24 protein-coding genes are annotated in these 23,540 nt (G+C 70.5%); 13 read left to right on the forward strand and 11 right to left on the reverse strand.

Annotated elements, in window-relative coordinates; translation table 11 throughout:
- Positions 1-2 precede the first annotated feature (2 nt).
- Both ACZ7SW_RS42040 and mgtA read right to left on the reverse strand, forming a co-directional pair.
- Positions 3-722: an MgtC/SapB family protein gene (locus ACZ7SW_RS42040; RefSeq protein ID WP_470235950.1), complete on the reverse strand. Its 720-nt coding sequence runs from the start codon at positions 720-722 to the stop codon at positions 3-5.
- A 64-nt stretch (positions 723-786) separates the two neighbouring features.
- A complete protein-coding gene (gene mgtA / locus ACZ7SW_RS42045; RefSeq protein WP_470235951.1) occupies positions 787-3,354 on the reverse strand; it encodes a magnesium-translocating P-type ATPase in 2,568 nt (855 codons plus the stop codon).
- Positions 3,355-3,603: 249 nt separating this feature from the next.
- Between mgtA and ACZ7SW_RS42050 the strand changes: the two genes are divergently transcribed.
- Genes ACZ7SW_RS42050 through ACZ7SW_RS42060 form a run of 3 tightly spaced genes read left to right on the forward strand, consistent with a single transcriptional unit; the run spans position 3,604 to position 5,299 of the window.
- Positions 3,604-3,963, forward strand: coding sequence for an ArsR/SmtB family transcription factor (locus ACZ7SW_RS42050; RefSeq protein WP_470235952.1), 360 nt, complete (start codon positions 3,604-3,606; stop codon positions 3,961-3,963).
- 25 nt (positions 3,964-3,988) lie between these two features.
- Positions 3,989-4,711 (forward strand): mycothiol-dependent nitroreductase Rv2466c family protein, encoded by a 723-nt coding sequence (locus tag ACZ7SW_RS42055; protein WP_470235953.1) that lies wholly within the window; start codon positions 3,989-3,991, stop codon positions 4,709-4,711.
- 21 nt (positions 4,712-4,732) lie between these two features.
- Positions 4,733-5,299, forward strand: a complete 567-nt coding sequence (locus tag ACZ7SW_RS42060; protein ID WP_470235954.1) for an NUDIX hydrolase — start codon at positions 4,733-4,735, stop codon at positions 5,297-5,299.
- Positions 5,300-5,386: 87 nt separating this feature from the next.
- On the opposite strand, the gene ACZ7SW_RS42065 is transcribed toward ACZ7SW_RS42060, so the two are convergent.
- Positions 5,387-5,581 (reverse strand): hypothetical protein, encoded by a 195-nt coding sequence (locus ACZ7SW_RS42065; protein ID WP_470235955.1) that lies wholly within the window; start codon positions 5,579-5,581, stop codon positions 5,387-5,389.
- Between the two features lie 97 nt (positions 5,582-5,678).
- Between ACZ7SW_RS42065 and ACZ7SW_RS42070 the strand changes: the two genes are divergently transcribed.
- Entirely contained in the window at positions 5,679-6,494 is an 816-nt protein-coding gene (locus tag ACZ7SW_RS42070) for an alpha/beta hydrolase (protein WP_470235956.1), read from the forward strand.
- Positions 6,495-6,497: 3 nt separating this feature from the next.
- Here ACZ7SW_RS42070 and ACZ7SW_RS42075 read toward each other — a convergent pair whose 3' ends face one another.
- Entirely contained in the window at positions 6,498-7,874 is a 1,377-nt protein-coding gene (locus tag ACZ7SW_RS42075; RefSeq protein ID WP_470235957.1) for a helix-turn-helix domain-containing protein, read from the reverse strand.
- 183 nt (positions 7,875-8,057) lie between these two features.
- Here ACZ7SW_RS42075 and ACZ7SW_RS42080 point away from each other — a divergent pair, with 183 nt between their 5' ends.
- Complete coding sequence (locus ACZ7SW_RS42080; RefSeq protein ID WP_470235958.1) at positions 8,058-8,420, forward strand: hypothetical protein; 363 nt, start codon at positions 8,058-8,060, stop codon at positions 8,418-8,420.
- Between the two features lie 142 nt (positions 8,421-8,562).
- On the opposite strand, the gene ACZ7SW_RS42085 is transcribed toward ACZ7SW_RS42080, so the two are convergent.
- Entirely contained in the window at positions 8,563-9,420 is an 858-nt protein-coding gene (locus ACZ7SW_RS42085; protein ID WP_470235959.1) for a sigma-70 family RNA polymerase sigma factor, read from the reverse strand.
- 72 nt (positions 9,421-9,492) lie between these two features.
- Between ACZ7SW_RS42085 and ACZ7SW_RS42090 the strand changes: the two genes are divergently transcribed.
- Entirely contained in the window at positions 9,493-10,179 is a 687-nt protein-coding gene (locus ACZ7SW_RS42090; protein WP_470235960.1) for an FMN-dependent NADH-azoreductase, read from the forward strand.
- Here the strand turns inward: ACZ7SW_RS42090 and ACZ7SW_RS42095 are convergent.
- Positions 10,169-12,805 (reverse strand): glycoside hydrolase family 3 protein, encoded by a 2,637-nt coding sequence (locus ACZ7SW_RS42095; RefSeq protein ID WP_470235961.1) that lies wholly within the window; start codon positions 12,803-12,805, stop codon positions 10,169-10,171. The two genes, ACZ7SW_RS42090 and ACZ7SW_RS42095, sit on opposite strands and share 11 nt — an antisense overlap.
- Before the next feature lie 202 nt (positions 12,806-13,007).
- Here ACZ7SW_RS42095 and ACZ7SW_RS42100 point away from each other — a divergent pair, with 202 nt between their 5' ends.
- From ACZ7SW_RS42100 to ACZ7SW_RS42110, 3 genes are all read left to right on the forward strand, one after another.
- Positions 13,008-13,751, forward strand: a complete 744-nt coding sequence (locus tag ACZ7SW_RS42100) for a dienelactone hydrolase family protein (protein ID WP_470235962.1) — start codon at positions 13,008-13,010, stop codon at positions 13,749-13,751.
- Between the two features lie 148 nt (positions 13,752-13,899).
- The gene (locus tag ACZ7SW_RS42105; protein ID WP_470235963.1) at positions 13,900-14,256 is read left to right on the forward strand and encodes a hypothetical protein; all 357 of its coding nucleotides are present in this window, start codon (positions 13,900-13,902) and stop codon (positions 14,254-14,256) included.
- A gap of 11 nt (positions 14,257-14,267) precedes the next feature.
- On the forward strand, positions 14,268-14,912 hold the full coding sequence (locus tag ACZ7SW_RS42110) for a phosphate signaling complex PhoU family protein (protein ID WP_470235964.1): 645 nt from the start codon (positions 14,268-14,270) through the stop codon (positions 14,910-14,912).
- On the opposite strand, the gene ACZ7SW_RS42115 is transcribed toward ACZ7SW_RS42110, so the two are convergent.
- The 4 genes from ACZ7SW_RS42115 to ACZ7SW_RS42130 all read right to left on the reverse strand — a co-directional run bounded on the left by ACZ7SW_RS42115 (position 14,824) and on the right by ACZ7SW_RS42130 (position 18,179).
- Positions 14,824-16,038 (reverse strand): phosphatase PAP2 family protein, encoded by a 1,215-nt coding sequence (locus tag ACZ7SW_RS42115; RefSeq protein ID WP_470235965.1) that lies wholly within the window; start codon positions 16,036-16,038, stop codon positions 14,824-14,826. The genes ACZ7SW_RS42110 and ACZ7SW_RS42115 overlap by 89 nt on opposite strands.
- Before the next feature lie 129 nt (positions 16,039-16,167).
- The gene (locus tag ACZ7SW_RS42120) at positions 16,168-16,539 is read right to left on the reverse strand and encodes a hypothetical protein (protein ID WP_470235966.1); all 372 of its coding nucleotides are present in this window, start codon (positions 16,537-16,539) and stop codon (positions 16,168-16,170) included.
- Positions 16,536-17,744: a putative lipid II flippase FtsW gene (gene ftsW, locus ACZ7SW_RS42125; RefSeq protein WP_470235967.1), complete on the reverse strand. Its 1,209-nt coding sequence runs from the start codon at positions 17,742-17,744 to the stop codon at positions 16,536-16,538. Before ftsW ends, ACZ7SW_RS42120 begins: the two co-directional genes overlap by 4 nt.
- Before the next feature lie 63 nt (positions 17,745-17,807).
- A complete protein-coding gene (locus ACZ7SW_RS42130; RefSeq protein WP_470235968.1) occupies positions 17,808-18,179 on the reverse strand; it encodes a winged helix-turn-helix transcriptional regulator in 372 nt (123 codons plus the stop codon).
- A gap of 96 nt (positions 18,180-18,275) precedes the next feature.
- On the opposite strand from ACZ7SW_RS42130, the gene ACZ7SW_RS42135 reads away from it, so the two are divergent.
- Positions 18,276-19,103 (forward strand): alpha/beta fold hydrolase, encoded by an 828-nt coding sequence (locus ACZ7SW_RS42135; RefSeq protein WP_470235969.1) that lies wholly within the window; start codon positions 18,276-18,278, stop codon positions 19,101-19,103.
- Positions 19,094-20,218: a hypothetical protein gene (locus ACZ7SW_RS42140; protein WP_470235970.1), complete on the forward strand. Its 1,125-nt coding sequence runs from the start codon at positions 19,094-19,096 to the stop codon at positions 20,216-20,218. The genes ACZ7SW_RS42135 and ACZ7SW_RS42140 overlap by 10 nt, the downstream gene beginning before the upstream one ends.
- Here ACZ7SW_RS42140 and ACZ7SW_RS42145 read toward each other — a convergent pair.
- Complete coding sequence (locus ACZ7SW_RS42145; protein WP_470235971.1) at positions 20,143-21,141, reverse strand: DMT family transporter; 999 nt, start codon at positions 21,139-21,141, stop codon at positions 20,143-20,145. The genes ACZ7SW_RS42140 and ACZ7SW_RS42145 overlap by 76 nt on opposite strands.
- 92 nt (positions 21,142-21,233) lie before the next feature.
- Between ACZ7SW_RS42145 and ACZ7SW_RS42150 the strand changes: the two genes are divergently transcribed.
- Both ACZ7SW_RS42150 and ACZ7SW_RS42155 read left to right on the forward strand, forming a co-directional pair.
- Complete coding sequence (locus tag ACZ7SW_RS42150; protein WP_470236002.1) at positions 21,234-22,124, forward strand: LysR substrate-binding domain-containing protein; 891 nt, start codon at positions 21,234-21,236, stop codon at positions 22,122-22,124.
- Between the two features lie 72 nt (positions 22,125-22,196).
- The gene (locus tag ACZ7SW_RS42155) at positions 22,197-23,516 is read left to right on the forward strand and encodes an FAD-binding oxidoreductase (protein ID WP_470235972.1); all 1,320 of its coding nucleotides are present in this window, start codon (positions 22,197-22,199) and stop codon (positions 23,514-23,516) included.
- The last annotated feature ends 24 nt before the right edge of the window (positions 23,517-23,540 follow it).

Consider the following 23,540-nt stretch of genomic DNA (forward strand, 5'->3'; position numbering starts at 1 on the left):
GTCTAGTTCTCGCTGTCTTCCTCGGTGTAGGAGAGTTCGGTTTGCCAGCGCACGCTGGTCACTGACGGCTCCATGGACAGCCTGCTCACCGCCGATTCCATCTGCTTGTCGTCGCGCTGATCGGCGGACAGTTCGGCGCGCACCTGCACCTGCCCGTCGGTTTCGGTATTGGTGCTGGTGACCGATTGCAGGGAGAAATCCGTGCGCGCCAACGCCTGCACGAGCAACGCGCGCACGTGCGCTTCGGCGTCGTCCTTGGTCACCGCCAGGAAGGTGTACGACGTCGGGGTTTCGCGGCCGGTCGCCGGACGGCGGTCGACCACCCGGCCGAGCGGGCGCAGCGCGATGTTCACCGCCATCACCACGGCGGTGCCCGCGCCCGCCGCCGTGTACAGCCCGGCTCCGGCCAGCGCACCCACCGCGGCGGAACACCACAGTGTCGCCGCCGTGTTGAGGCCGCGCACGGTCAGCCCTTCGCGCAGAATCACGCCCGCGCCGAGAAAACCGATTCCGGAAACGATTTGCGCGGCGACCCGGGTGGGGTCGGCACTCGCTCCGCTGAAGCCGTGCGCGGACAGCAGCACGAATAGCGTCGAACCGGCCGCGACCAGGGCGTTCGTGCGCAGGCCTGCCATCCGGGCGCGGTATTGGCGTTCAAATCCGATTACTGTGCCGAGGCCGACTCCGGCCCCAAGGCGCAGCAGCATCTCCGCAGTCGTCATCTGCGCTCCCACTGGTTGTTGCGAAAAGTTCGGAAATGGTTGTAAAAAGCTGGAAAAAGGACAGTTACCACCACGTACGTTGGCGTGCGTAGCCGCGTTTCGCTACTTGAGCCGCCAATGCGTACCCGGTCAGGACGAGCACCAGCCACAGCAGGTAGCTCGCGGGCAGCGCCTGCATCCGCAGCGGTCCGGCGAGCGGCGACAGCGGCACCAGCAGGCCGGCGAGCGCCGCAGCAGCCGTGGCGAGCACGACCGGGCGGCTGGCGCGCAGGGGAGTGCCGCGACCGCGCAGGACGAGCACGACCAGCAGCTGCGAGAGCAGCCCTTCGACGAACCAGCCGGTCTGGAACAGCAACGGGTCCGCTCCCGCGCCGAAGACGTGCCACAGCACCGCGAACGTCGCGAGGTCGAACAGCGACGACAACGGGCCGAAGACGAGCATGAAGCCGGTCAGCCCGCGGGCATCCCACCGGCGCGGCTTGCTGAGATAGTCGTCGTCCACCCGGTCCCAGGCCAGCGCGAGCTGAGCGAGGTCGTAGAGCAGGTTCGACACCACGAGCTGGATCGGCAGAATGGGCAGGAACGGCAGGAACGCGCTGGCCGCGAGCACCGACAGCACGTTGCCGAAGTTCGACGCGGCGGTGATGTTGACGTACTTCAGCGTGTTGCCGAGCGTTCGCCGTCCTTCGGCCACGCCGCGGGCGAGCACACCGAGGTCGCGTTCCAATAGCACCAGATCGGCGGCGTCCTTGGCCGCGTCTGTGGCGGTGTCCGGAGCGATCCCGACGTCTGCGGTGCGCAGCGCGGTGACGTCGTTGACGCCGTCGCCGACGAAGCCGACCGCGCGGCCGTTCTCCCGCAACGCCGTGACGACGCGGGCCTTGTGCGCTGGCGTGAGCTTCGCGAAGACGGTGGTGTCCTTGACGATCTCGCGCAACTCAGCGTCGTCCGCCGTCTCGACCTGAAGGCCGAGCACGACTTCGCCGACCGGAATGCCCGCCGAATCCGCGACGCGCGCGGCGACGTGCCGGTTGTCCCCGGTCAGCACTTTGAGCGCGACGCCTTGCTCGCCAAGGGCTTTCACCGCGTTCACGACGCCGTCGCGGACCGGGTCGACGAATCCCACGAAACCGACGAGGATCATCTCGTTCTCGTCGGTTTCGTCAAATCCGTCGAGCCTGGCGTTGACTTCATGGGCGGCTACCGCGAGCACCCGCATGCCGTGCTCGGCGTACGCGCGCACCAGTTCGTCCGCGCCGATCCGGGCCGCGTCGTCGAATTCGGCGACGACACCGTCGCGGCGCGCGTGGCTGCAGCGCGGCAGGATCTCGTCCGGGTCGCCCTTGCTGATCAGCAGGTGCTCGCTGCCGCGCCGGACCACGACGCTGGCCCGGCGCCGGGCGTGGTCGAAGCCGATCTCGGCGACGCCGGTGAACAGCGCGTCGGCGACCAGGTCGTCCTCGCCGTCGAACAGGGTCTCGATCGCCTCGTCCAGCCGGTCGTGCCGGTCGGTCTGGAACCGCACCGCGAGCCCGGCGTACTCGGCCGCTTCGCCGTCCGGGCTGCCGGAGTAGTCGACGCTGTGCGCGTAGGCGATCCGGTCCTCGGTGAGCGTCCCGGTCTTGTCGACGCACAGCACGTCCATCGCGGCGAGGTCCTGAATGGCGTTGAGCCGCTTGACAATCACCTGCCTCCGGGACAGCGCCGCCGCGCCGCGGGCGAGGTTCGTCGTGACGATGACCGGCAGCATCTCCGGCGTGAGACCGACCGCGACGGCGACCGCGAACATCCCGGCCTGCGCCCAGTCCCCGGTGACAGTGCCGTTGACCACCAGCACGATCGGCACCATCACGAGCATGAACCGCACGAGCGTCCAGCCGACGCGGCGCACCCCGGCGTCGAAGCTGGATTCCGAGCGCGGTTCGGCGGATTGCCCGGCCAGCGCGCCGAAGTAGGTCTCGCTGCCGGTCGCGGCTACGACCGCGGTGGCCGTTCCGCCGACCACCGACGTGCCCGCGAAGCCGAGCGCGGGCGTCTCGACGAGCTCGTGTTCCTCGTGCCTGCCTGGCTGGGGTGCCCGCTTCGCGACCGGCAGTGCCTCGCCGGACAGCGCGGACTGGTCGACCACACAGTCTTTCGCGGCGACAATCCGCACGTCCGCCGGGATCACGTCGCCAGGTCCGAGCAGCACGACGTCGCCGGGCACGAGGTCGGAAGTCGGCACTTCGCGCTCGCTGCCGGGAAACTCCGCGGCAGCGCGCCGACGCACCGTGACAGTGGTGGTGATCTGGTCGCGTACCGCACTGATCGCGCGCTCGGACCGCGTGTGCTGCCAGTAGCGCAAGCCGATGCTGAGCACGACCATCACGCCGACGGTCACCGCGCCGCGAATGTCGCCGACGCCGGCGAACACTGCACCGAGCGCGGTCAGCAACGCGACGAACGGGCTGCGCGCGGCGGCCCAGACACGGACGGGCGCGCGAATCGTGCCGTCGATGCGGTTGTCGCCGAAGCGCCGCAGCCGTTCGGCCGCCTCGTTCTCGGTGAGGCCTTTCGGCGAGCTGTCGAGATTCCGGAAAAGAGTGAGCACTGGCGCGTCGCCGTGGGCGCGCAGGGCGGGAAAGCGGGTCATGGTCGTCCCCTCGAGGTCAGCTGGGCGTCAGCGGACCGCGCGGGTTCGGCCGGACCTACCTGGCTGCCCGGGTTCCCGCACGGTCGTGCCGACTACTTCCTTCGCCGGTCACCCGGCTCACCTCCTCCGCAAGACTCATCGACCGGCGTTTCGCGCCGGCCGGGGACCAGTAGAGCGCAGATCACGAAAACAGTCAAACACTTGTGCAACTGATGGGGGCTAAGTCACGCTGGGGGCCCACCCGAGAGGATGTCCGTCGTGTCCACCCCTTCCCAGCCCCCGCTGGACCCCCTCCCCGCCGACCTGCTGCAGGACGCGGCCGCGACGTTCGGCCTGCTGTCCGCGACCGTGCGGCTGCACCTGCTCTGGCTGCTGTCGCACGGGGAACGCGACGTCGGCACCCTCGCCGAGGAGACCGGCCAGACCGTGCCCACCGCGAGCCACCACCTGGGCAAGCTGAAACTCGCCGGCCTGGTCCGCGCCCGCCGCGAGGGGAAGCGGCAGGTGTACGTGCTCGACGATCCGCACGTGCGGCACATCGTCCAGCTGGCCGTGCAGCATCACCAGGAGCTGTCCGGAGGCTCGGGGCGGCGCAGCAAAGGCGCTTGAGCTTTCCCGGACGTAGAGTCGGGTCATGGCCGAGCTGAACTTCTACTTCGATCCGGTGTGCCCGTTCGCGTGGATGACCAGCAAGTGGGTCCGCCAGGTGGCCCGCCAGCGCGAGTACTCAGTGGACTGGCGGTTCATTTCGCTGCGGTTGCTCAACGCGCATCTGGACTACGCGACGCACTTCCCGCCGGAATACGACGCTTCGCACACGGCCGGGCTTCGTTTGCTCCGCCTGGCGGCAGCGGTCCGCGCCGAACACGGCCGGGAGGCGGTCGGCCCGCTGTACGAAGCGTTGGGGGAGCAGAACTTCGAGAGCGGCCTGGTCGAGGACACCGCCGCGGCCCGGGCCGCCCACGGCACGCGCTCGGCGGCTTCGTCGGCATTGTCGCGCGTTGGTCTTGATGAGTCGCTCGCTTCCGCGGCGGACGATTCCCGGTGGGATGCGGAGATCCAGCGTGAGACCGACGAAGCCCTTTCGCTGACGGGCAAGGATGTCGGAACGCCGATCCTGCACTTCCAGCCGCCGGAGGGGGCCGCGTTCTTCGGTCCGGTGATCAGCAGGCTGCCGTCTGACGAGGAGGCGGTGGAGTTGTGGGACCACGTGGTGGGATTGGCGAGGTTCGCCGGGTTCGCCGAGCTGAAGCGGAGCTTGCGGGAGATGCCGCAGCTGCCGTCGTTCGGCGTGGCGGAGGGGGAAACCGGGCGGGAACAGGATTGGCATGGCGGGAGCCGACGGCTGAAGAAGTAGGCGGGCGGGTACGGTCGAGCAATGGACCCGGATCGGCCGCCGGAGGCCACCAAGTGGACGATCCACGGCGAACGTCTTGTCGACGACACCCGGCGCTTGCTGCTGAGCGTCGCCTCGGTCGAACTGCCTGATGGCCTGACCTTCGAGCAGTACGTCCTGCGGATGCCGAAGGCGGCGATGACGGTGGTGCTCGACGATCCCGGCACCGCGGTCTTGATGATGTGGCGGCATCGCTGGATTTTCGACCGGTGGGTGTGGGAACTGCCCGGAGGATACGTCGACCCGGACGAGAACCCCGCGATCACGGCGGCGCGCGAGGTCGAAGAAGAGACAGGGTGGCGACCGCGCACCAGTGAGCCGTTGGTTTCGCTTCAGCCGAACGTCGGCGTGGCGGACAACGAAAACTTGCTGTTCCTGTCCCGGGGCGCGGAGTACATCGGCGGCGACGTCGACCTCAACGAGGCGGAGCGGGTGGCTTGGGTGCCGTTGGCGGCTGTGCGTGAGCGGATCGCGAAGGGCGAGATCCTCGGTGCTTCGTCGCTGGTCGGTCTGCTCCATGTGATCGCGTTTCCGCCGGCCGCGCGCTAAGGCGGGGACCCGCGGCTTGCTGCTGGGCTGATTCTCTGTGCCGCCAGGCGTTTCCCGCATCGGCCTGCGCGACCGGACCGTCCTCGGTCACGACGGATGCTTCGATGCCGAGCAGAGCGCCTTGGCCGGGACCCGCAGCGTGTGCCACTCGACGGTGTCCGGTACCACGACGGCGTACCGTGCACCGGGCGTTCCGAACTCGCCCGTCCGGCGCGGGATTCGGCCCCGCAGGACGTCCGCGTCGATGTCCTGCTCCGCCGGGTGCTCTGAGCGTCCGGTCATGATATCTGTGGTTTGCGTTACTCCACTAGCGTTATTTCACTCCCCGAAGTCGTGAACCTGACACACTGGGTCTTGACGACAACTCCGGGAGTTTCCCATGTCGCGCGACAGTTATCGGACAGTTCGCACCCCAGACGGCCTCCGCCTGGCCAGCACCCTCACCGAACCGGACGGCGACGCTCGCCGCGCGGTGCTGCTCGTGCAAGGGGCGAGCGTCACCCGCGAAGAAGGCGGCTTCTTCACCCGGCTCGCCGACGGGCTGGCCGAGGTCGGCGTAGCTTCCCTGAGAATCGACCTTCCGGGCCACGGCGAAAGCGAAGGCCGCCAAGAGGATCTCTCGCTTTTCGCTCTGCTCAACGTGATTCGCGGCAGCATCGAGCATCTGTCGAGCGCCGTCCCGGGCGTGCGGACGTCGCTCGCGGCGGCCAGTTTCTCCGGCGGCGCCGCGGCGTACTACGCGGCCGAGCGGCCGGACGACGTCGAGCGGCTCGTTCTGTTCAACCCGCTCATCGACTACCGCGCGCGGTTCATCGACGAGAAGCCCGCGTGGTCGGCGGACGGCTACCTCGACGACAAGGGTGCGGCCGACCTGAAGGAACAGAACTATCTCGGGCACGGGCCTGGCTTCCGGCTCGGCCGGGCCTTGCTCAACGAGGCGTTCTGGTTCGAGGCACGGCGAAAACTGCCCAGCATCACCGCGCCGACGCTCGTCGTGCACGGCACCGAGGACACCTTCGTTCCCGTCGAGTCGTCACGGGCCGCGGACCGGGAGCTGACCTGCGAACACCGGCTGGTTCAGCTCGAGGGCGCACAGCACGGCTTCGCGGTGCACGACGATCCGGAGTACGCCGATCCGCGGACGCGAGCCTGGCAACAGCAGGTGATCCGCGAAGTACAGGAATGGCTTCGCTAGCGGTCAGCTGTTCAGTGCCTCGCGCAATTCCCGTACATCCGGGCGGTTATGCCAGGGCTTGAGCACCCCGACTACCCGCCGGAGTTCTTCCCTGGTGCGGCGGGAGTTCGTTTCCGCCGCGCGATGGGCGGAGGCGAGGCCGGTTTTGGCGGCTTGGTCCGGTTCGCCGGAAAGGGCGAGCGAGTTCGCCATGAGGGACAGGAAGAACCCGTAGTCGCGACGGGAGAATTGGGTTTCCTTCAACGTCTTCTCGTACAACTCGACCGACCGGCGCGGCTCTCCCGCCTCGGTGTAGCAGATGGCGGTCTGCATATTCAGAAGAGTCGCGTTGAAGTGCGCGCCCAGCGGCGATTCGACCGGCCCGGCGTCGTCGAGCAGTTTCCAGGCGACATCGAGTTTCCGGTTCACCTGGTCGGCGGACGCGCCGAGCATCGCCTCCGCGCGGGCTTCCTGCTGGGCCGCTTCGGCCTGGAGCCGCCGGGGGAGCGACCAGGGGCCTTTGCGCACCGCCCGGGTGAGGATGAGCATTCGCCGCGGATCGCGTTCGTCGTAGGCGACCTGGGCCTTTTTGAGCAGAATGTAGCCCTGCATCGTGCTGTCGCCCGCCGCCTGCGCCCATTCCATCGCGCGGTCGTGCCAGTACAGCGAGTCTTCCATCTGCCGCCGGTCCCGGTAGAGCCATCCGGCGAACTCCGCGCCCTCCGAGCCGATTTGCAGCAGGTCCCGCTGATCGTCGGGGGTCGCGTCGCGGGCGATGCGGTCGATGATGTCCAGCACGCCGAGCGTCATCGGCAGCGTTTTGGCCGGACCGCGTTCGCCGTCCTCGTATTTGTACTGGTCGAGCTGTCTCCGGAAATAGTGCGTGACGGTTTTGTCCATGTACCGCCGGGGATTCTCCAGCGCTCGCGCGACGTGCTCGGCACTGCCTATTCCCAAGGCGGGCAAAGCCGCGACCGGCAGGCCGTTTTTGAGCAGTGAGCGGCGACTGAGCGGGCTCATGACGTCCCATTCTGTGGTCGGAACCGCCGGCGGGGCCGCGTCGCCGAGAGCGGGCACGAGCCGGCCGAGCACGCTGGCCGCGACCGTGGCGCGGTCCAGCGGCAGCGCGACCGGCCGCCCGTCCACGACGACGGGGAGCAGGACGCTCGGCGGCCCCCGGAGGTCCTCGGGCGTGCCTTCCCGGAGCAGCTCCTCCAGCCGGGCGGGGCTGATGCGCAGAAGCCGGGCGAGCCGGTCGCGCCGGTGCGGACGGGGCTCGGACCGGCCGGATTCCCAGGCGCGGATGCTCTTTTCGTCCGCGGGCAGCAGCGCGGCGAGCTTTTCTTGCGTCAGGTTCGCCGCTTTGCGCGCCCGGACAAGCCCTTCTCGCCGTTCGCCCATGGGCGACACTCCTTCGCCACGAACCGGGGTCGTCAGATTACCGCAGGTCACCGTGGGCAGGGCAAGCCGATTCGCTCGGTTGCCGCCCGCTTTTCGCCCGGTTTGCTGGCTGGTCCAGGCCACTGCCCGGCCCCATGGTGGTGGGGCACGCGAAGACACTTCCGAAGCCGAGAGGTGCGTCGCATGAAGGCAGCAGAGACGCTCGTCGAGGCGACCCGCACCGGCCATCCGGCGGTGGTCATCGTGTGTTGCGTGCTCTTGCTGCTGGTCCTTCTCTCGATGTGGCTGTGGCGGGCGCGCCGCCCGATCCCGCCGCCGCGCGGACGGCTGACGGTCCGCGACCTCAAGGCCCGGCTGGACTACGAGGTCCAGGCCGAGATCGAGGAGGCCCGGCTGGCCGAATTCCGCCGGACGGCCGAGGCGATGGCCGCCGAACGCGCCGACGACGACACCGAGGTCATCCCGAAAGTCGAGGACACGATCGTCTTCCCGGAGGTCGAGAACCCGCGAAAAGGGGAGAGAACGAGTAAGGCTCGGTGCGGTTAGGAGCGTCCCGCCCATCGCTCACCGCACCGTTATGCCTGCCCCAGCCTGGCGCGGCACGCCACCTCCCCTGGGCTGGGGCAGGCCTTATCACCGGTTTGAAGCCATCCCTCGCGGCAACTGGCCCCGCAAAGTGTATAACGACCTATACGGCCTCGGAGGAAAGCGCGGCGATCTCGATCCCCGCCAACCGCTCGGCACTCGCCACCACTTCATACGCCTGGAGCAAACCGCCGCGGACCTCGATCTTGAGCACGCCCACCAGTCGCCCGGCCGGAGCGAGCACCAGCCCGGCATCCCCGTCGATCAGTGCGAGTTCGGCCAGTCGCGCATTCCCCGCGAACAGCTTCGTTCCCTGCGCGACCTCGTCCGCCCCGCGCAGCACCGCAGCGGCTCCCGGCGGCAGCATCGCCGGATCGGTGTGCCGGACGACATCCGGTGCCAGCACGGTCAGCAGCGTCGCCATATCCCCGCCGCGGGCAGCGGACAGGAACGCCGTCACCACTTCCCGGTGCTCGGCCAGCTCCGCGGCGGGCACCGCTGGTTCCCCGCGCACCCGCAGCCGTGCCCGGCTGGCGAGTTTCTTCGCGGTCGCGGGCGTGCGGTCGAGGATCGGGCCGACCGCGTCGAACGGCACCGCGAACAGGTCGTGCAGCACGAACGCCACCCGTTCGGGCGGGGCCAGCCGGTCCAAGACCACCAGCAGCGCGCGTCCGACCTCCCCGGCCAGAAGGACCTCGTCCTCGGGAACAGCGCCCCCGGCGGCGTCGGGTACCTCGGAGACCGGCGTTTCCCGGCGGGCGCGCAGCGCGTCCAGGCACAGTCGCGACACGACAGTGGTCAGCCAGCCGCCGAGGTTGTCGACGCCGGACGTGCGGTTCAGCCGCAGCCACGACTCCTGCACGACGTCCTCGGCCTCGGCCGCGGAGCCCAGCATGCGGTAGGCCAGCGCGTGCAGCCGCGGGCGCTCGTCTTCGAAGCGCCGCGCCAGTGCGTCGTCCATCGGTCACCTTTTCCCGTCTCGATCCGTCATGGGAGTGCCGGCCCGAGGACCAAGGACGAGGAGAGGAACCGGATGACCGTCATGCTAGCGCCCTTGCTGCACGTGGATTCGAGCGCCGACCGAGAGGCGTCGGTGAGCAGGCAGCTGGGCGCGTTGTTCGCCGACGAGTGGCGAAGAGGCGGTGGAACTGTCCGCCACCGCGATGTTTCCGCTGAGCCGGTGCCGCCGCTGAAGGAGGCGTACGCGCGGCTCGGCCGCCGGGTGGAACGCAAAGGCGTGCTGTCGCTGGAAGACATCGCGGCGTTGATCGCGGACGACGACGAACAGCGCGAATGGGACCTGACGCTGCCGCTGGTCAACGAGGTGCGCGAAGCCCGCGCCGTGCTGCTCGGGGTGCCGATGTACAACTTCGGCGTGCCCGCGATGCTCAAGGCGTGGATCGACCGGATCAGCTTCCCCGGCGTGTTCGCCGACCCGGAGACCGGCCGGAAACTGCTGGCGGACAAGGACTTCGTGATCGTCAACGCACGCGGCGGAGGATACGGCCCCGGGACGCCGCGGGAGAAATTCGAGTTCCAGGAGTCGTATCTGCGCGCTTACCTGGGCGACAAAGGCGTCGAGCGGCTGACGTTCGTGTCCCAGGAGTTCACCCGGGTCGGTGACGTCCCGGCGCTGGACGGGTTCGAAGACCTGGCCGCCGCGTCGCGCGCGGCGGCCAGGTCTCAGGTCGCGGAAACCGCCCAGCGGCTCATCCGGTGAGGTCGGAGCACTTCCGCGCGTCCGGATCCTTCGCCCCGCCCGGCGACCACCGCACGTTCGCGAACGACGCGGAGAACGCGCCGTCGGTGTAGACGAGGAACGGCGTGTCGACGCTCTCGAAGTCCAGCCCGCTCGCGAAGCAGGACAACGGGATCTTCACCGTCGACTTCTGCCCGGCGGGCAGGTCGCCGAACAGCTTCGTCGCGTTGACCTCGGACGAACACGGGTAGACGCAGTGCAGGCTGACCACCGTCCGGTTCACCGGCGGCGAATGCACGACCACGTCGAACTCGAGCGCGCCGTCGGCGTTGGGGTATCCGCGCAGATCGTCGGTGCCGCCGGGATGCTGCGAGTACAGCTGTGCCGCGCCGGTGCCGGTCCACGTCGCTTTCAGGCCGTCGCCCTGGACGTTGACGTCGGCCGGCACCACGTTGATCTCCGGATGCGAAGCGGTGCCGTCGGCGCCGATCTCGGTGCCGCCCCAGTTCGCCGCCGAGCCGATGAAACTCTTGTACGGCGCGACATCCGTGCGGTCGTAGATCGGCAGGTCCTCGGTCGCGGTGCCGCCGCCCCCGGTCGACCCGCAGCGGGCCGGGCCCTCGGTCTCGTCGAGCTTGCCGACGGTGGCCCGCTGGTTCGAGGTGAGGCCGTAGCCGAGCTTGAACAGCGGGTCGTAGCCGGGACTCCACGGGTTGAGCGGCGTCTGGCACGCGCTCTTCGGCCACGAATAGGACAGTTTGCCGTGGTATCCGCCGCGATCCTTGCCGCGCACCAGCATGTCCGCGACCCCGCCGCCTTCGGTGCCCGGCAGCCACGCGGCGACGAACGCGTCGGAACGGTTGAGCTCCTTGTTGACGTACAGCGGGCGCCCGCTGACGTACACGGTCACCACCGGCGTGCCCTTGCCGCTGACTTTGTCCAGCACCGCAAGGTCTTCCGGATACAGCTTCGCCGCTTCCAGGCTCTTGCGCTGCAGATCGCCGACGCCTTCCGCGTACGGAGTCTCGCCGACGACAGCGATGACAGCGTCGTAGCCCTTCGGATCGGCGGTGCCAGTGGGGTCGAAGGTGACGTTGGCGAGATCCTCCTTGAGCCCGGCGAGGATCGAAGTGGCGCCAGGGAAGTCAGCGTTGGTGTTGCCGGTGCCCTGCCAGGTCAGCGTCCAGCCACCGGTCTGGTTCGAGATGCTGTCCGCGCTCTTGCCGACCACGAGCACCTTCGCGTTGCGCGCCAAGGGAAGCACGTTGCCGTTGTTCTTCAGCAGCGTCTGCGACTTGCGCACCGCTTCGCGGGCGAGCGCCTTGTCCGTGAGCGCGTCCGGCGAACCGGCGTACCAGCGCTGCGACGGCTTGCGCTCCTCGAACAGCCCGGCGCGCAGCTTGACCCGCAGGATCCGGGTGACCGCGTCGTCGATGCGCGACATCGGGATCTCGCCGCCGCGCACCTGCGCGACCGTGTTGGCGATGAAGGCTTTCCAGTCGTTCGGGACCATCACGAGGTCGATGCCCGCGTTGATCGCGCGCGGGCAGCTGGCGTTGGTGCAGCCGGACACCTGGCCGATGCCGTTCCAGTCCGACACGACCAGGCCGTCGAAGCCCATCTTGCCCTTGAGGATCTGGTTGAGGACCTTGTCGCTGCCGTGGATCTTGCCCTCGTTGATGCCGAGGTCGGGGTTGGTCCAGCTGTTGAACGACGCCATGACCGTCTGCGCGCCCGCGGCGAGCGCGCCGTAGTAGCCCTGGCCGTGCAGGTTGATCAGGTCCGCTTCCGAGGAGGCGTTCACGCCCTGGTCCTGGCCGTTGGTGGTGCCGCCGTCGCCGATGAAGTGCTTGGCGGTGCCGATCACGCCGTTCGCCCCGATCCGCAGCCGCGCACCGGCTTGCAGGCCGTTCATGGCCTCGTATCCGTAGGCACGGGTGATGCGCGGATCCTCGGAGAAGCCTTCGTAGGTGCGGCCCCAGCGGTCGTCCTGCACGACGGCGAGCGTCGGCGCGAACGCCCAGTCCTGGCCGGTCGCGCGGATCTGCCGTGCGGTGGAGTTCTCGACGTCGCGCACCAGGCACGGGTCGTGCGCCGCGCCGAGCGCGATGTTCTGCGGGAAAACAGTCGAGCCGTACACATTGTTGTTTCCGTGCACGGCATCTATGCCCCAAATTACCGGGATCTTTGTCCTCGTGGCCCTCGCCGCGTCCCAATAGGAATCCGCGAGCTTGAGCCAGTCCTGCTGGCCGGCGTGCTTGTTCCCGCCCGGCCAGGAGCCGCCGCCGTTGAGCACGGACCCGATCGAGTACTGCGTCACCTCGGCCGGCGTGATCGCGGCGATCTCGGGCTGCGTCATCTGCCCGACCTTTTCCTCCAGCGACATGCCGGAGACGATCTGCCTGATCCGCCATTCGTCGACCGGGTTCTGCGGCATCGCGCTGCGCACCTTCGGCCAGTCCGAGAGCTTGGGCAGCGAGTTTTCGATGCGGGCACAGCCGTTGCGGTCCAGCGCGGGGCGGCCGACGTCCGGCTGGCGCGGGGGAGCGGCGTGCGCGGCCTGTGCGGGGATCAGCCCGCCCAGGAGGACGAGCGCGGCGAGGGCGACCCGGTTCCGGGCGCGCGGGGAGCGAGGAGGTCTGGCCATCGACAGTCCGTTCTGCGGAGGGCGGCCCGGAGCGGGCCCCGGTGATCCTGACCGGGCAAACCGGACTCCGTCAATCCGCCGACCGCAGTGGTTCAGTCCACTGACCGGACAGGAAACGCGACAACCGCGCGGCGCGGCGGCCGGTCGCCGGACGGGGATAGATTGATCGCGTACGCATTGAATTCACTGGAGGACAAAGCGGATGCGCAAGGAAAAGGTGGACGTACCGGCCGCCGACGGGACCGCGGACGCGTACCTGGCCGTGCCGGACGGCGGGCCGCACCCCGGGGTGCTGCTGTTCCCGGACGCGTTCGGGCTGCGGCCGCGGATCGAGGAGATGGCCGGCCGCGTCGCCGAAGCGGGTTATGCCGTGCTGGCCCCGAATCTGCTCTACCGCGGCGGCCGGACGCCGCTGGTGGACTTCGCCGCGCTGGAAGACCCGGAGCGGCGCGGCGAGGTCTTCGGCACGTTGATGCCGCTGATCGAGGGCCTGAACACCGACGCGATGACCCGGGACGCGCAGAAGTACCTCGACTGGTTCGCCGCGCAGGACGGCGTCGCGCCCGGCCCGGTCGTGATCGTCGGCTACTGCATGGGCGGCACGAACGCGCTGCGCGTGATCGAGGCGTTCCCGGACCGGGTCAAGGCGATCGCGTCGTTCCACGGCGGGCGCCTCGCCACCGACCAGCCCGACAGCCCGCACCTGCGGGTCGGCTCGATCGCCGGCGAGGTGTACTTCGGCCACGCGGATCAGGACCCGTCGGCCACCGCCGAGCAGATCAAGACGCTGGAGCACGCCCTCGACGAGGCAGGAGTGACCTACCGGTCGGAGGTCTACGAGGGCGCCTCGCACGGGTTCACGATGTCGGACACGGCGGCGTACCACGAGGAGGGCGAGAAACGGCACTGGGAGAACCTGTTCGCGCTCCTGGAGCGGGTGCGCTGACCCTCGGCTGATCGGGGCCCGGTTCGCTGTCCGTGAGGGCCACCCTGAGGGACTCAGATTCCCTCAGGGTTCCCCTCACGGACCTGCGGGGACGGCTCGCGGCCGGGCCCTGCGCGCGGAATCGGCGGCGGCCGTTTACGCTGGCCGCATGGCCGAAGGCGCGCTGTGCCGCGAACCGGTGGAGCTGACCGGGCGCGAGCGCTCGGTCCTGCGGAGCGTCGCGGTCCGCGGGACGGAGCCCGAGCTGTTCTGCGAGCTGGAGGCCGGGCACGGCCACGAGCACGCGACCCAGGTCGGCGGGCGCGGCGAGGAGCCGCTGATGTGGCTGCGCTGGTGGCCCGGCCGCCGGGTGCTGGAGACCCGCGCGCTCTGCGGCGCGGAGTCCGACGAGGGCGTGTTCTGCCGGGTGCCCGGCGGGCACGAAGGCAGTCACAGCTACGAGCTGGCCGAGCCCGAAGAGGTCTGGCCGCTGGCCGACGCGGGCCTGCCGGCGGGCCGCCGGTAAAGTCGCTCGACATGCGCGAAGGCTTCCAGGACGACCTGAAACAGCTCGACGGGCGTCTGGCGGCGATGGCCGAGGCGGCCGCCGAGGCGATGCGCCGGGCCACCCGGGCGCTGCTGACCGCGGACCTGCCGCTCGCCGAGCAGGTGCTCAGCGGCGACTCCGACCTCGACGACCAGCGCGCCGCCTGCGAGGACGAGGCGTATTCGCTGCTCGCCCTGCAGGCCCCGGTGGCGGGCGATCTGCGTGCCGTGCTGGCCGCGGTGTACTGCGCGGAGAAGCTCGAGCGGATGGGCGACCTCGCCGCGCACGTCGCGGGCACCGCCCGGCGCGGCCACCCGGACCCGACCGTGCCCGCCGACCTGGAGCCGGTGTTCGCCGAGCTCGGCGAGGTCACCTCGGCGATGGCCGAGCGGCTCGCCGACCTCGTGCACGGCGAGGCCCGCGGCGGTTACGCCGAGCTGAGCCGCTCCGACGAGCGCGTGGACGAGCTGCACGCCCGCGTGATGGCGACCGTCACCGCCCCGGACTGGACGCAGGACCAGCGGATCGCGGTCGCGCTGAGCCTGCTCACCCGTTTCTACGAGCGTTTCGCCGACCAGGCGGTGTCGGTCGCGAAGCGCCTGGAGTTCGCCGCGACGGGCGATCTCCCGGGCTGACCTCCGGCGGCGGACCGGCCGGGGACTGGTTCGACGGACGCGGCGGCGAACCCGCGGTGCGGGACTGCGGCGGGCCGGCCGGACGGGGCTGTTGCGAGCGCGCCGGACGGGCAGGCGGCTGCGCGGGCGGACGGGCCGGGTTCGGCGGCGGGCCGTCGGCGGGACGGGGCTGGGGCGCGGCGGTGCGGATCGGCTGCGAATTCTGCCGCCGAGGCGGCAGGGCGGCCGGGTCGCGAGGTGCGGAAGTGCGGATCGGCTGCGAGTTCTGCCGCCGAGGACCCCCTGCGTTGCGGGATTCCGGCTGCGGGCGAGCTGGGCGGCCGCTGGCATCCCGAGGCGCTGGATCGGCGGGACGGACCGGACCCCGGGGCGGCAGAGAACCGGCGGCCCGAGCTGGTGCGTCCTCAGCGCGAATGGGCGCGGCATCGGCTTGCTGAGCGTCCGGACGGCCAGCGCGAGGTCCCCGTGAACGAGGCTTCTTCTCCGCCGGAGGAAGCACCGTCGTAGCCTCCTCGCCTTCCGGCGCCACACCCAAGAGCCCGAACGGCACCTTCCCCGAAAACCGCCGCACGAGCCCGGCCGCCGGAGCCAGCGCGTACCGCTGCAGCAGCAACGCCATCCCGGCCCCGAGCGCGAGCCCGATCAGCACGTCGTGCGGATAGTGCGCCCCCACGAACACCCGCGAGAAGCCCATCGTCGCCGCGAAGGCCGCGAGCCACGGCGCGCCCTTGTGCCAGGCGAAAGCCCCGCCGAGCGCGACGGCGGCCGCGATGGTCGAGTGGTTGCTGGGGAACGACCAGTCGCCCGGCGGCGGGCAGGCGCCGACGATCGCCTCCGGCGGCAGTCCGCGGCACGGCCGCTGCTCGTGCACGAAGGCTTTGATGATCTCGCTGAGCACGTAGGCGACCACCGTGGCCGCCGGGACCAGCAGCGCCGCCGCCATCCGCTCGGGCGAGCCGGTCGGGCGCGCCCGCCACCAGAGCCAGGCGAAGAACGGGGCCACGAGGATCAGGCCGTAGTGCGTGTACGCCAGCACGACGGACTGCACCCAGCCCGGCATCGCCAGGGCGAAATGGGTGATCGCGTCGTAGGTCTCGCTGCTGGAACCTCCGGCCGTGGTCGCCATACAACCCCTCTCCGGTCCGCCGGTTCGCCTGGCGGCCATCTCGCGTTCACCCGAAGGTCACGAGGGTACCGAGCGGCGGAGGGGAGTCCGCGAGGCCCCGCGAGTCCACTGAGGACTTTCCGGGGCGGGTCAGGAGTCGGTGGTGTGCTTGCCGGGGCCCGGGGCGCTCGCCTTGGCGAGTTCCTTCGTCTTGTCCAGCAGGATCCGGCAGCTCAGCGTCGCGGCGGTCGAGGGCGTCGCGGTGACCGAGGCGTCCTGTCCGGCGCTGACCACGACGTCCTGCTTCCAGGGCAGCCCGAGCGGGCCGGTGAGCTGGTGCGGCGCGACCTTGTCCTCGTAGCGGTTGCCCGATTCGCCGTAGGTGACGCCGGCGGCCGTGGCCTGCTGGTCGGCGGTGACCTCGTAGGTGATCGCCCACGACTTGCCGGTCGGGTTGGAGCACGCGGCGAGACCGGCGAGCGCGACCGCCGCGACGGTGGCGGAGAGTGCCTTCTTGATCACGCTCGGACTGTACCGGAGCCCTTCTCCTGAAGCCCGGCGAGGAACGTCTGCGCGGCCGGTTCCTCGCGCGCGGCCTGGGCGAGGATGCCGAACTGCAGCATGGTGACCACGAGCGAGGTCCCGCCCGCGGACACCAGCGGCAGGGTCACGCCGGTCACCGGCAGCGCGCCCGAGACGTAGCCGATGTTGATCAGCGCCTGCGCGACGAGCAGCAAGGTGGTCGTCCCGGCGACCAGCCGCACCCACGGATCGGAGACCCGCGCCGCGGTGCGCAGGCCGGTCACCGCGAGGCAGCCGAACAGGCCCAGTACCAGCAGGCAGCCGGCGAAGCCGAGTTCCTCGCCGACGAGCGCGAAGACGAAGTCGTTCTGGACGTCCGGCAGGTAGCTCCACTTCGCCGCGCCACGGCCGAGCCCGACGCCGAACCAGCCGCCGTCGGCGAGGGCGTATTGCGCCTGCTGCGCCTGGTAGCCGCTGCCGCTCGCGTCGGGGTTCGGCGAGAGAAAAGAAAGGATGCGCGCGAGACGATAACTGGCGAAAAGGGCGAGTACGACGATTCCGACGACCCCGCCGGCGAGAATGGCGGCGAACAAGCGTTTCGGTGCCCCGGCGAACCACAGCAAACCCAAGGTGATCAGCGCGAGCGTGACCGTGCCGCTGAGATTCGGCTGGGCCAGCAACAGCGCGCACAACGCGAGCGTCACCGGGATCAGCGGCACCAGCAGATGCCGCCAATGGTGCAGCACCTTCTGTTTCGACACCAGCAGATGCGCGCCCCAGAACACCAGCGCGACCTTCGCGATTTCCACTGGCTGCAAGGTGATCGGCCCGGCGGCGAGCCAGCGTTGCGCGCCGCCGTGGTCGGAACCCAGCGGCGTCAGAACGAGAAGCAGCAATACCACCGCGGCGGCGAGCGCGGGGGTGGCTGCCTTGCGCAGCTGGGAAAACGGGACGCGCAGGCCGAGCACGAAGGCGACCGCGCCGAGCGCGACAAAGGTCAGATGCCGGAAAAAAGCTTGGTACACCCCGGTTCCGGCGGTCGGGTTCGCCGCGGCGGCCGAGGACGACAGCGCCATCACCGCGCCCAGCAGCGTCAGCAGCGCCCAAATCGCGGTGATGATCCGGAACGACGCGAGCGGATGCGCGAAGAACTGTCCGATTGCGTGCCGTGCGGGTTTGCTGTCCCGTTCGGTTGGCGACTCCACAGCGGGTGAGTGTGTGCCGTTTTCCCTTCGGGGTGGCTGACCGACTCGCCCGGGTGCGGAAAATTACCGCCCGGATTCCTGATTGGCCTGGTCGACGTCGGCCATGTGCTCTTCCGCCCACGTGCGCAGCACCGCGAGCGCGGATTCGAGCGACGTGCCCAGCGCGGTGAGCCGGTAATGCACCCGAGGCGGCACGGTGGCTTCGACCCGCCGCGAGACGAGACCGTCGCGGACGAGGCTCTGCAGGGTCGCCGAGAGCATCTTCTGCGACACCCCGGGGATGCGGCGGCGCAGGTCGGCGAACCGCACCTCGTCCGGCGCGGCCTCGGCGAGGATCTTGACCGTCATCGACGTCCACTTCGTCCCGATCCGGTCGAGCAGACGCCGCGTCGGGCAGGCCGGGTCGAACAGATCGCCGCGGGCGGAGGGGGTCACCTCGGGCTCACCACCTGTCGGGAAAGTGCCGTCTTGGCGGCGTGCTGGGAGTTACCTACCGTGTGCTGGTAACCAATGGTAATCACAGGAGGAACGATGGACGCGGTGCGGCAGGTCGAAGCGAACGGGGTCCGGCTGAACGTCGCCGTCGCCGGGAGCGGTCCGTCGCTGGTGCTGCTGCACGGGTTCCCGCATACGTGGCAGCTGTGGAGCAAGGTCGTCCCGGCGCTGGCCGAGCGGTACCTCGTGCTCGCGCCGGACCTTCGCGGGCTGGGCGCGAGCAGCCGCCCGGAGAGCGGTTTCGACGCCGGGACGGTCGCCGCCGATGTCTCTGGCCTGCTCGACGCGCTGGGGGAGCCGGACGCCGAGGTGGTGGCGATCGATCTGTCGGTGGCGGCGGCGTTGCTGCTGGCCTTGCGGGAGCCGGAGCGGGTGCGTCGTCTGGTGCTGATGGAGTCGCTGCCCTGGGGTTTCCCGGCCAGCCCGCCGTGGTGGTTCGGCTTCCACGCGGTGCCGGGCCTTGCCGAGACTGTCCTTAATGGACACGAGGCGGAGTACGTCGGCTGGTTCCTCGACCAGGGAACGCTCGGCCGCGGCGTTCCGGCGGACCTCCAGGCGGCGTTCGCCGAGGCGTACACCGGGACCGACGCGCTCCGCTGCGCCTTCGAGTACTACCGGGCGCTGCCGGAAAGCGCCCGCCAGCTGACCGAAGCGGCGACGAAACGGCTGACCGTCCCGACGATGGCGATCGGCGCGAATCCGGTGGGCGATGCACTGGAGCGGCAGCTGCGCCCGATCGCCGACGACCTCACCGGGCACGTGCTGGCGGACTGCGGGCACCTGGTCCCGCTGGACCGCCCGCGCGAATTCCTCGATCTCCTGCTGCCGTTCCTGTCCCGGGAGATACTGGCCGGGTGTCGTTGACGTCCGAGCTGGCCGACCCGCGGGGGACGCTCGCGCGCTGGTGCGCGCGGGTCTTCACCGGCACGGCCGCGGCCGCTCGCCGGATCGAGGAGGCGACGAACGGCGTGCGCCCGATCCGGCCGGCGCTCGCGCGTCCGCCGCGCCCGCACTGGGCCGAGATCGGCGGCGCGTTCGGCCAGCGGATCGCGGACCTCGTGCAACCCGCGCCGCCGTACTACGCGCTGCTCGGGATGGTGCGTGCGCAGTGGGGCAGCGGCCCGTGGGCGCATGCCCAAGCCGCCGAGTACCCGACGCACGACGAGCTGCCGCCGGAGTACCGGGCGCGGGCACTCGGGATCCGTCCGGCCGCGGCGACCTGGCTCGACCTAGGCGACGGCATGCCGGACGGCGACGCGCTTCCGGGTGCTGAGGAGTTGTGGGGCGAACTGCTGGAGCGCGCTCGCCGCTACCAGGCGCAGCACGCCCCGCCCGGCGTGCTCGGCGGACCGGGCGCGGAAGCGGGTCTGGCACGGACGAACTGGGTGCTGTCGGCGTGCGAGGACATCTACCGCTCCGGCCGGATCGACCCCCGGCTCGCCCGGGTCGTCGACGGCGGCGGCACGATCGCGGATCTGCGCGCCCTGCCCTCCGACGCGGCGGTGACCGAACTGGCGGAACTCGCGAAACGGTTGCACGACAACGGTGCGCTGTGGGAACTGCGCCGCCTCGCCGGCGCGCCGCCCGAGGGCTACCCGCTCGGGATCGCCGGGCCGACCATCGTGCCCGGCTGGGCGGACGGCGACCTTCTGCTCGGGCGGCTCGACCCCGAAGAGGGGATCGCCGAGGGCACTCTGCTGGACGTGAAGACCGTGCTGACCGTCGGCGATCCGGACCGGGCCGGGCGCTGGCTGTGGCAGATCCTGCTGTACGCCTGGCTCGACGTCGCCGACCTGTACCGGATCCGGGAGGTCGGGCTGCTGCTCGGGCGGCACGGCAAGCTGGTCCGCTGGCCGGTCGGCGAGCTGGCCGCGGAGCTGCTCGGCGGGGACGGGCTGGTCGATCACCGCCGCGACGAGTTCAGGGACATGGCGCGCGGGCTGCTCGACGCGGTCGGGCTGAGCTTGGCCGAGGGCTGAGCCGCGGGCCGCTTCGTCGCGCCGCGACCGGCGAAACAGACCGCGGCGAGCACGATCGCGCAGCCGGCGAGCTGCAGCGCACCGGGCCGTTCGCTCAGCAGCAGGAATCCGAAGGCGACCGCGCCGACCGGCTGGAGCAGCATCATCGTCGCGCCGGTCGAGGCCGCCAGCCGAGGCAGCGCACCGGCGATCAGCAGCCACCCGATCACCTGGCCGACCAACGCCAGCGCGGCGAACCAGCCGAGCGAGGGCAGGCTGGGCGTCAGGTCGAGGCGGCCGAACGGCAGTCCGAGCGCCACCGAGACGAAGCCCGCCGACACGGTGGCCAGCGACAGCGAGCGGACCTGCGTCGCGGGGCTGCTGCTGAGCCGGAGCAACAGGAGATATCCCGAGTAGCCCGCCCCGGCGGCGAGCGCGAAGACCATGCCCAGCACCGGGTTCGAGCCGGTCATCGACGAGCCGAACACCCCGCCCGCGAGCACGATGCCGGCGATCAGCGTCGGCGCGACGAACTTGAACCGCGGATCCGGCCGTTCCTTGAGGAAGACGAACGCCAGCAGCGGCACGATGACCACCTGCACCGAAAGCAGCATGGTCGCGACGCCCGCGCCGACGCGCGGGATCGCCTCGCCCCACAGGACGAAGTCGAGTCCAAGACCGAGTCCGGCCAGCAGCGGCAGCAGGATCTTCGCGCGCACGCGGGTCCGTCGCGCTTCGCTGAACGCCAGGATCGCGAGCAGCGGCAGTGCGAGGGCGCAGCGCCAGAACGCGCTGGTGGCCCCGCTGGCCCCGGAAACCTTGATGAGCACCGAGGTCAGCGCGATGCAGAGGCAGCCGGCCGCGGCCAGCAGCCGGGGGTCGGCGCGGCCGGTGAGCGCGGCGATCGGACCGGCGGTCGGCAGCGTGGCGGGTTCGGTGGTCATGCCTTCTATCGTGGGGTCGCTAACTATCAAGGACAAGTGAATGTTCCTGCGCAAAATCCGGTAGCATCACTACCGTGTTCAGTGTGGATCGGATGCGCGCCCTGCACGCGGTCGCGCAGCACGGCTCGGTCGCCCGCGCGGCGGCGGCGCTGCACGTCACGCCGTCCGGGGTGTCGCAGCAGCTGGCGAAACTGGAGCGGGAAGCGGGACTGGCGCTCTTGGAACCGCGCGGCCGCACCGTGCGGCTCACGCGCGCCGGCCAGGTGCTGGTCGGACACGCCGAACGCGTGCTGGCGCAACTCGCCGAAGCGCGCACGGATCTCGAACGGCTGCGCGAGGACGTGTTCGGGCCGTTGCGGATCGGGTCGATCGCGACGTGCGTGCACGCCCTGCTGCCGCCCGCGCTCGCCACGCTCACCGAACAGCACCCGCGGCTGGACGTGACGTTGGTCGAGGGCGAAGCCGAACAGACGTTGCCGAAGGTGCTCGCCGGAGACCTCGACGTCGCGGTGTTCGAAAGCTGGGCGGACCGGCCGACTGTGGTGCCGCCGGGGATCACGCAGGTCACGCTGTTCTCCGACGTCGCCGATCTCGCGCTGCCCGCCGGGCATCGGCTCGCGCACCGGCGCACCGTCGATCTCTCCGAGGTGGACGACGTGTCGTGGATCAGCTGGACCGGTCGTTCCGGCTGCTACGAATGGCTCGTGCACGTGCTCCGTTCGCAGGACCTGGAGCCGCGGATCAGTTGCACCATCGGGAGTTACGTGACGCAACTGGCGCTCGTCGCGGGCAATGTCGGCGCCGCGCTCGTCCCGCGGCTCGCCCGCGGACCGGTGCCGGAGGGCGTCCGGATGCTGGCGACCCGGCCGGTGCTGAACCGCACGATCATCGCCGCGTGCCGGTCCGGCGAGGAGGCGCACGGCGGGGTCCGGGCGGCGCTGGACGCGCTCAGCGAGGCGTCGGCGACTTATGTGAATCACTGAATCTTGTTGCGCGGCTGCCTTTTCCGGCCGGTTCGGCCCTAGAGTCGGAATGGACGAGCAGGGGAGCCGCCCATGACCGCCGAGGATGCCGCCCGTGCCTTGCGGGTTCGAGTGCCTGCCGGGCAAGTGCACACTTCCGGCCCTCAGTACGAATCGGCGGCGACGGTGTGGAACGCCGCCTTCGTCGCGCGTCCGGCGGTGGTGGTGGAATGCCGGAGCACGGCGGATGTTCAAGCGTCGGTGCGTGTCGCGCGCGAATTGGGCCTGTCGTTGTCCGTGCGGAGCGGCGGCCACGACTGGGCCGGACGCGCGGTGGCGGACGGCGGGATCACGCTCGATCTGCGTCCGTTGAACCGGGTCGCGGTCGATGCCGGGCGGCGAGCCGCGGTGGTCGGCGGCGGGGCGCGGGCCAACGATGTGCTTGCGGCGGCTGAGGTTCACGGTCTGACGGCGGCGGTCGGCACGATCGGCACAGTCGGCTTCGCCGGGCTCGCGCTCGGCGGCGGATACGGTCCCTTCGTGGGCAAATACGGGCTCGCCGCGGACAATCTGCTCGGAGCCGAGATCGTGCTCGCGGACGGCGAGGTCGTGTTCGCCAACGCTTCGCGGCTGCCGGATCTGTGGTGGGCGCTGCGGGGCGGCGGCGGGAACTTCGGCGTGGTGACGTCGCTCGGGGTGCGGCTGCACGCGGCACCGCGGATCACCACCGGCCCGGTCTGGTACCCGGCGACGGACGCGGCCCGGGTTTTCGCCGCGGTCACGGAAATCCAGGCCAGCGCGCCGGACGAACTCACCGTGCAGACCGGCGTCCTCGCCGGTCCCGACGGTTCGCTGTGCGTGCTGGTCTGGCCAACGTGGTGCGGCGATGCGGCCCCCGAAAGCTTCCTCGCCCGGCTCGGGACGCCGCTCGCCTCGCAGATCGCCCCGGTCTCGTCGTATGCGGCCGAGATCGCCGGCCGGGACGCGATGTTCCCCGGCGGCCGATCGGTCACCATCCGCACGCGGTCGCTTCCGGCGTTCGCTCCGGAGGTCGTCTCGGTGCTGGTGCGGCAGACGGAAGCCCGGACGTCGCCGTTGTCCGGACTGTCGATCCACCACTTCCACGGCGTGGCCTCCCGGATCCCGGCGGCGGAAACGCCCTTCCCGCTGCGGGAGGACCATCTGATGGCCGAGGTGCTCGGGCTGGGGGAGGGCAACGACGACCGGGCCTGGGCGGACGCCACGTCGGCGGCGCTGGCGCCGCACGCCCTGCCGGGCGGGTACGCGAATCTGCTCGGGCCGGATGTGCCGGAGCAGTCGGTGAACGCGTTCGGCCGCAATACGTCCCGGCTCCGCGACATCAAGCACCGGTACGACCCGGACGGAGTCTTCCGCGCGATTCCGCTGGCGTGAAACGGGGCGCGGAAAATTCCCGCT

The sequence above is a fragment of the Amycolatopsis sp. NPDC114484 genome, assembly GCF_055633755.1.

What these genes read in the sequence shown, in the direction of transcription:
- mgtA (WP_470235951.1), bottom strand. Translation starts at nt 3,354, where the DNA reads ATGACCCGCTTTCCCGCCCTGCGCGCCCACGGCGACGCGCCAGTGCTC.
- ACZ7SW_RS42095 (WP_470235961.1), bottom strand. Translation starts at nt 12,805, where the DNA reads ATGGCCAGACCTCCTCGCTCCCCGCGCGCCCGGAACCGGGTCGCCCTC.
- ACZ7SW_RS42155 (WP_470235972.1), top strand. Translation starts at nt 22,197, where the DNA reads ATGACCGCCGAGGATGCCGCCCGTGCCTTGCGGGTTCGAGTGCCTGCC.
- ACZ7SW_RS42055 (WP_470235953.1), top strand. Translation starts at nt 3,989, where the DNA reads ATGGCCGAGCTGAACTTCTACTTCGATCCGGTGTGCCCGTTCGCGTGG.
- ACZ7SW_RS42085 (WP_470235959.1), bottom strand. Translation starts at nt 9,420, where the DNA reads ATGGACGACGCACTGGCGCGGCGCTTCGAAGACGAGCGCCCGCGGCTG.
- ACZ7SW_RS42145 (WP_470235971.1), bottom strand. Translation starts at nt 21,141, where the DNA reads ATGACCACCGAACCCGCCACGCTGCCGACCGCCGGTCCGATCGCCGCG.
- ACZ7SW_RS42065 (WP_470235955.1), bottom strand. Translation starts at nt 5,581, where the DNA reads ATGACCGGACGCTCAGAGCACCCGGCGGAGCAGGACATCGACGCGGAC.
- ACZ7SW_RS42115 (WP_470235965.1), bottom strand. Translation starts at nt 16,038, where the DNA reads ATGGCGACCACGGCCGGAGGTTCCAGCAGCGAGACCTACGACGCGATC.
- ACZ7SW_RS42110 (WP_470235964.1), top strand. Translation starts at nt 14,268, where the DNA reads ATGCGCGAAGGCTTCCAGGACGACCTGAAACAGCTCGACGGGCGTCTG.
- ACZ7SW_RS42105 (WP_470235963.1), top strand. Translation starts at nt 13,900, where the DNA reads ATGGCCGAAGGCGCGCTGTGCCGCGAACCGGTGGAGCTGACCGGGCGC.
- ACZ7SW_RS42070 (WP_470235956.1), top strand. Translation starts at nt 5,679, where the DNA reads ATGTCGCGCGACAGTTATCGGACAGTTCGCACCCCAGACGGCCTCCGC.
- ACZ7SW_RS42050 (WP_470235952.1), top strand. Translation starts at nt 3,604, where the DNA reads ATGTCCGTCGTGTCCACCCCTTCCCAGCCCCCGCTGGACCCCCTCCCC.
- ACZ7SW_RS42150 (WP_470236002.1), top strand. Translation starts at nt 21,234, where the DNA reads ATGCGCGCCCTGCACGCGGTCGCGCAGCACGGCTCGGTCGCCCGCGCG.
- ACZ7SW_RS42080 (WP_470235958.1), top strand. Translation starts at nt 8,058, where the DNA reads ATGAAGGCAGCAGAGACGCTCGTCGAGGCGACCCGCACCGGCCATCCG.
- ACZ7SW_RS42100 (WP_470235962.1), top strand. Translation starts at nt 13,008, where the DNA reads ATGCGCAAGGAAAAGGTGGACGTACCGGCCGCCGACGGGACCGCGGAC.
- ACZ7SW_RS42075 (WP_470235957.1), bottom strand. Translation starts at nt 7,874, where the DNA reads ATGGGCGAACGGCGAGAAGGGCTTGTCCGGGCGCGCAAAGCGGCGAAC.
- ACZ7SW_RS42135 (WP_470235969.1), top strand. Translation starts at nt 18,276, where the DNA reads ATGGACGCGGTGCGGCAGGTCGAAGCGAACGGGGTCCGGCTGAACGTC.
- ACZ7SW_RS42090 (WP_470235960.1), top strand. Translation starts at nt 9,493, where the DNA reads ATGACCGTCATGCTAGCGCCCTTGCTGCACGTGGATTCGAGCGCCGAC.
- ACZ7SW_RS42060 (WP_470235954.1), top strand. Translation starts at nt 4,733, where the DNA reads ATGGACCCGGATCGGCCGCCGGAGGCCACCAAGTGGACGATCCACGGC.
- ACZ7SW_RS42040 (WP_470235950.1), bottom strand. Translation starts at nt 722, where the DNA reads ATGACGACTGCGGAGATGCTGCTGCGCCTTGGGGCCGGAGTCGGCCTC.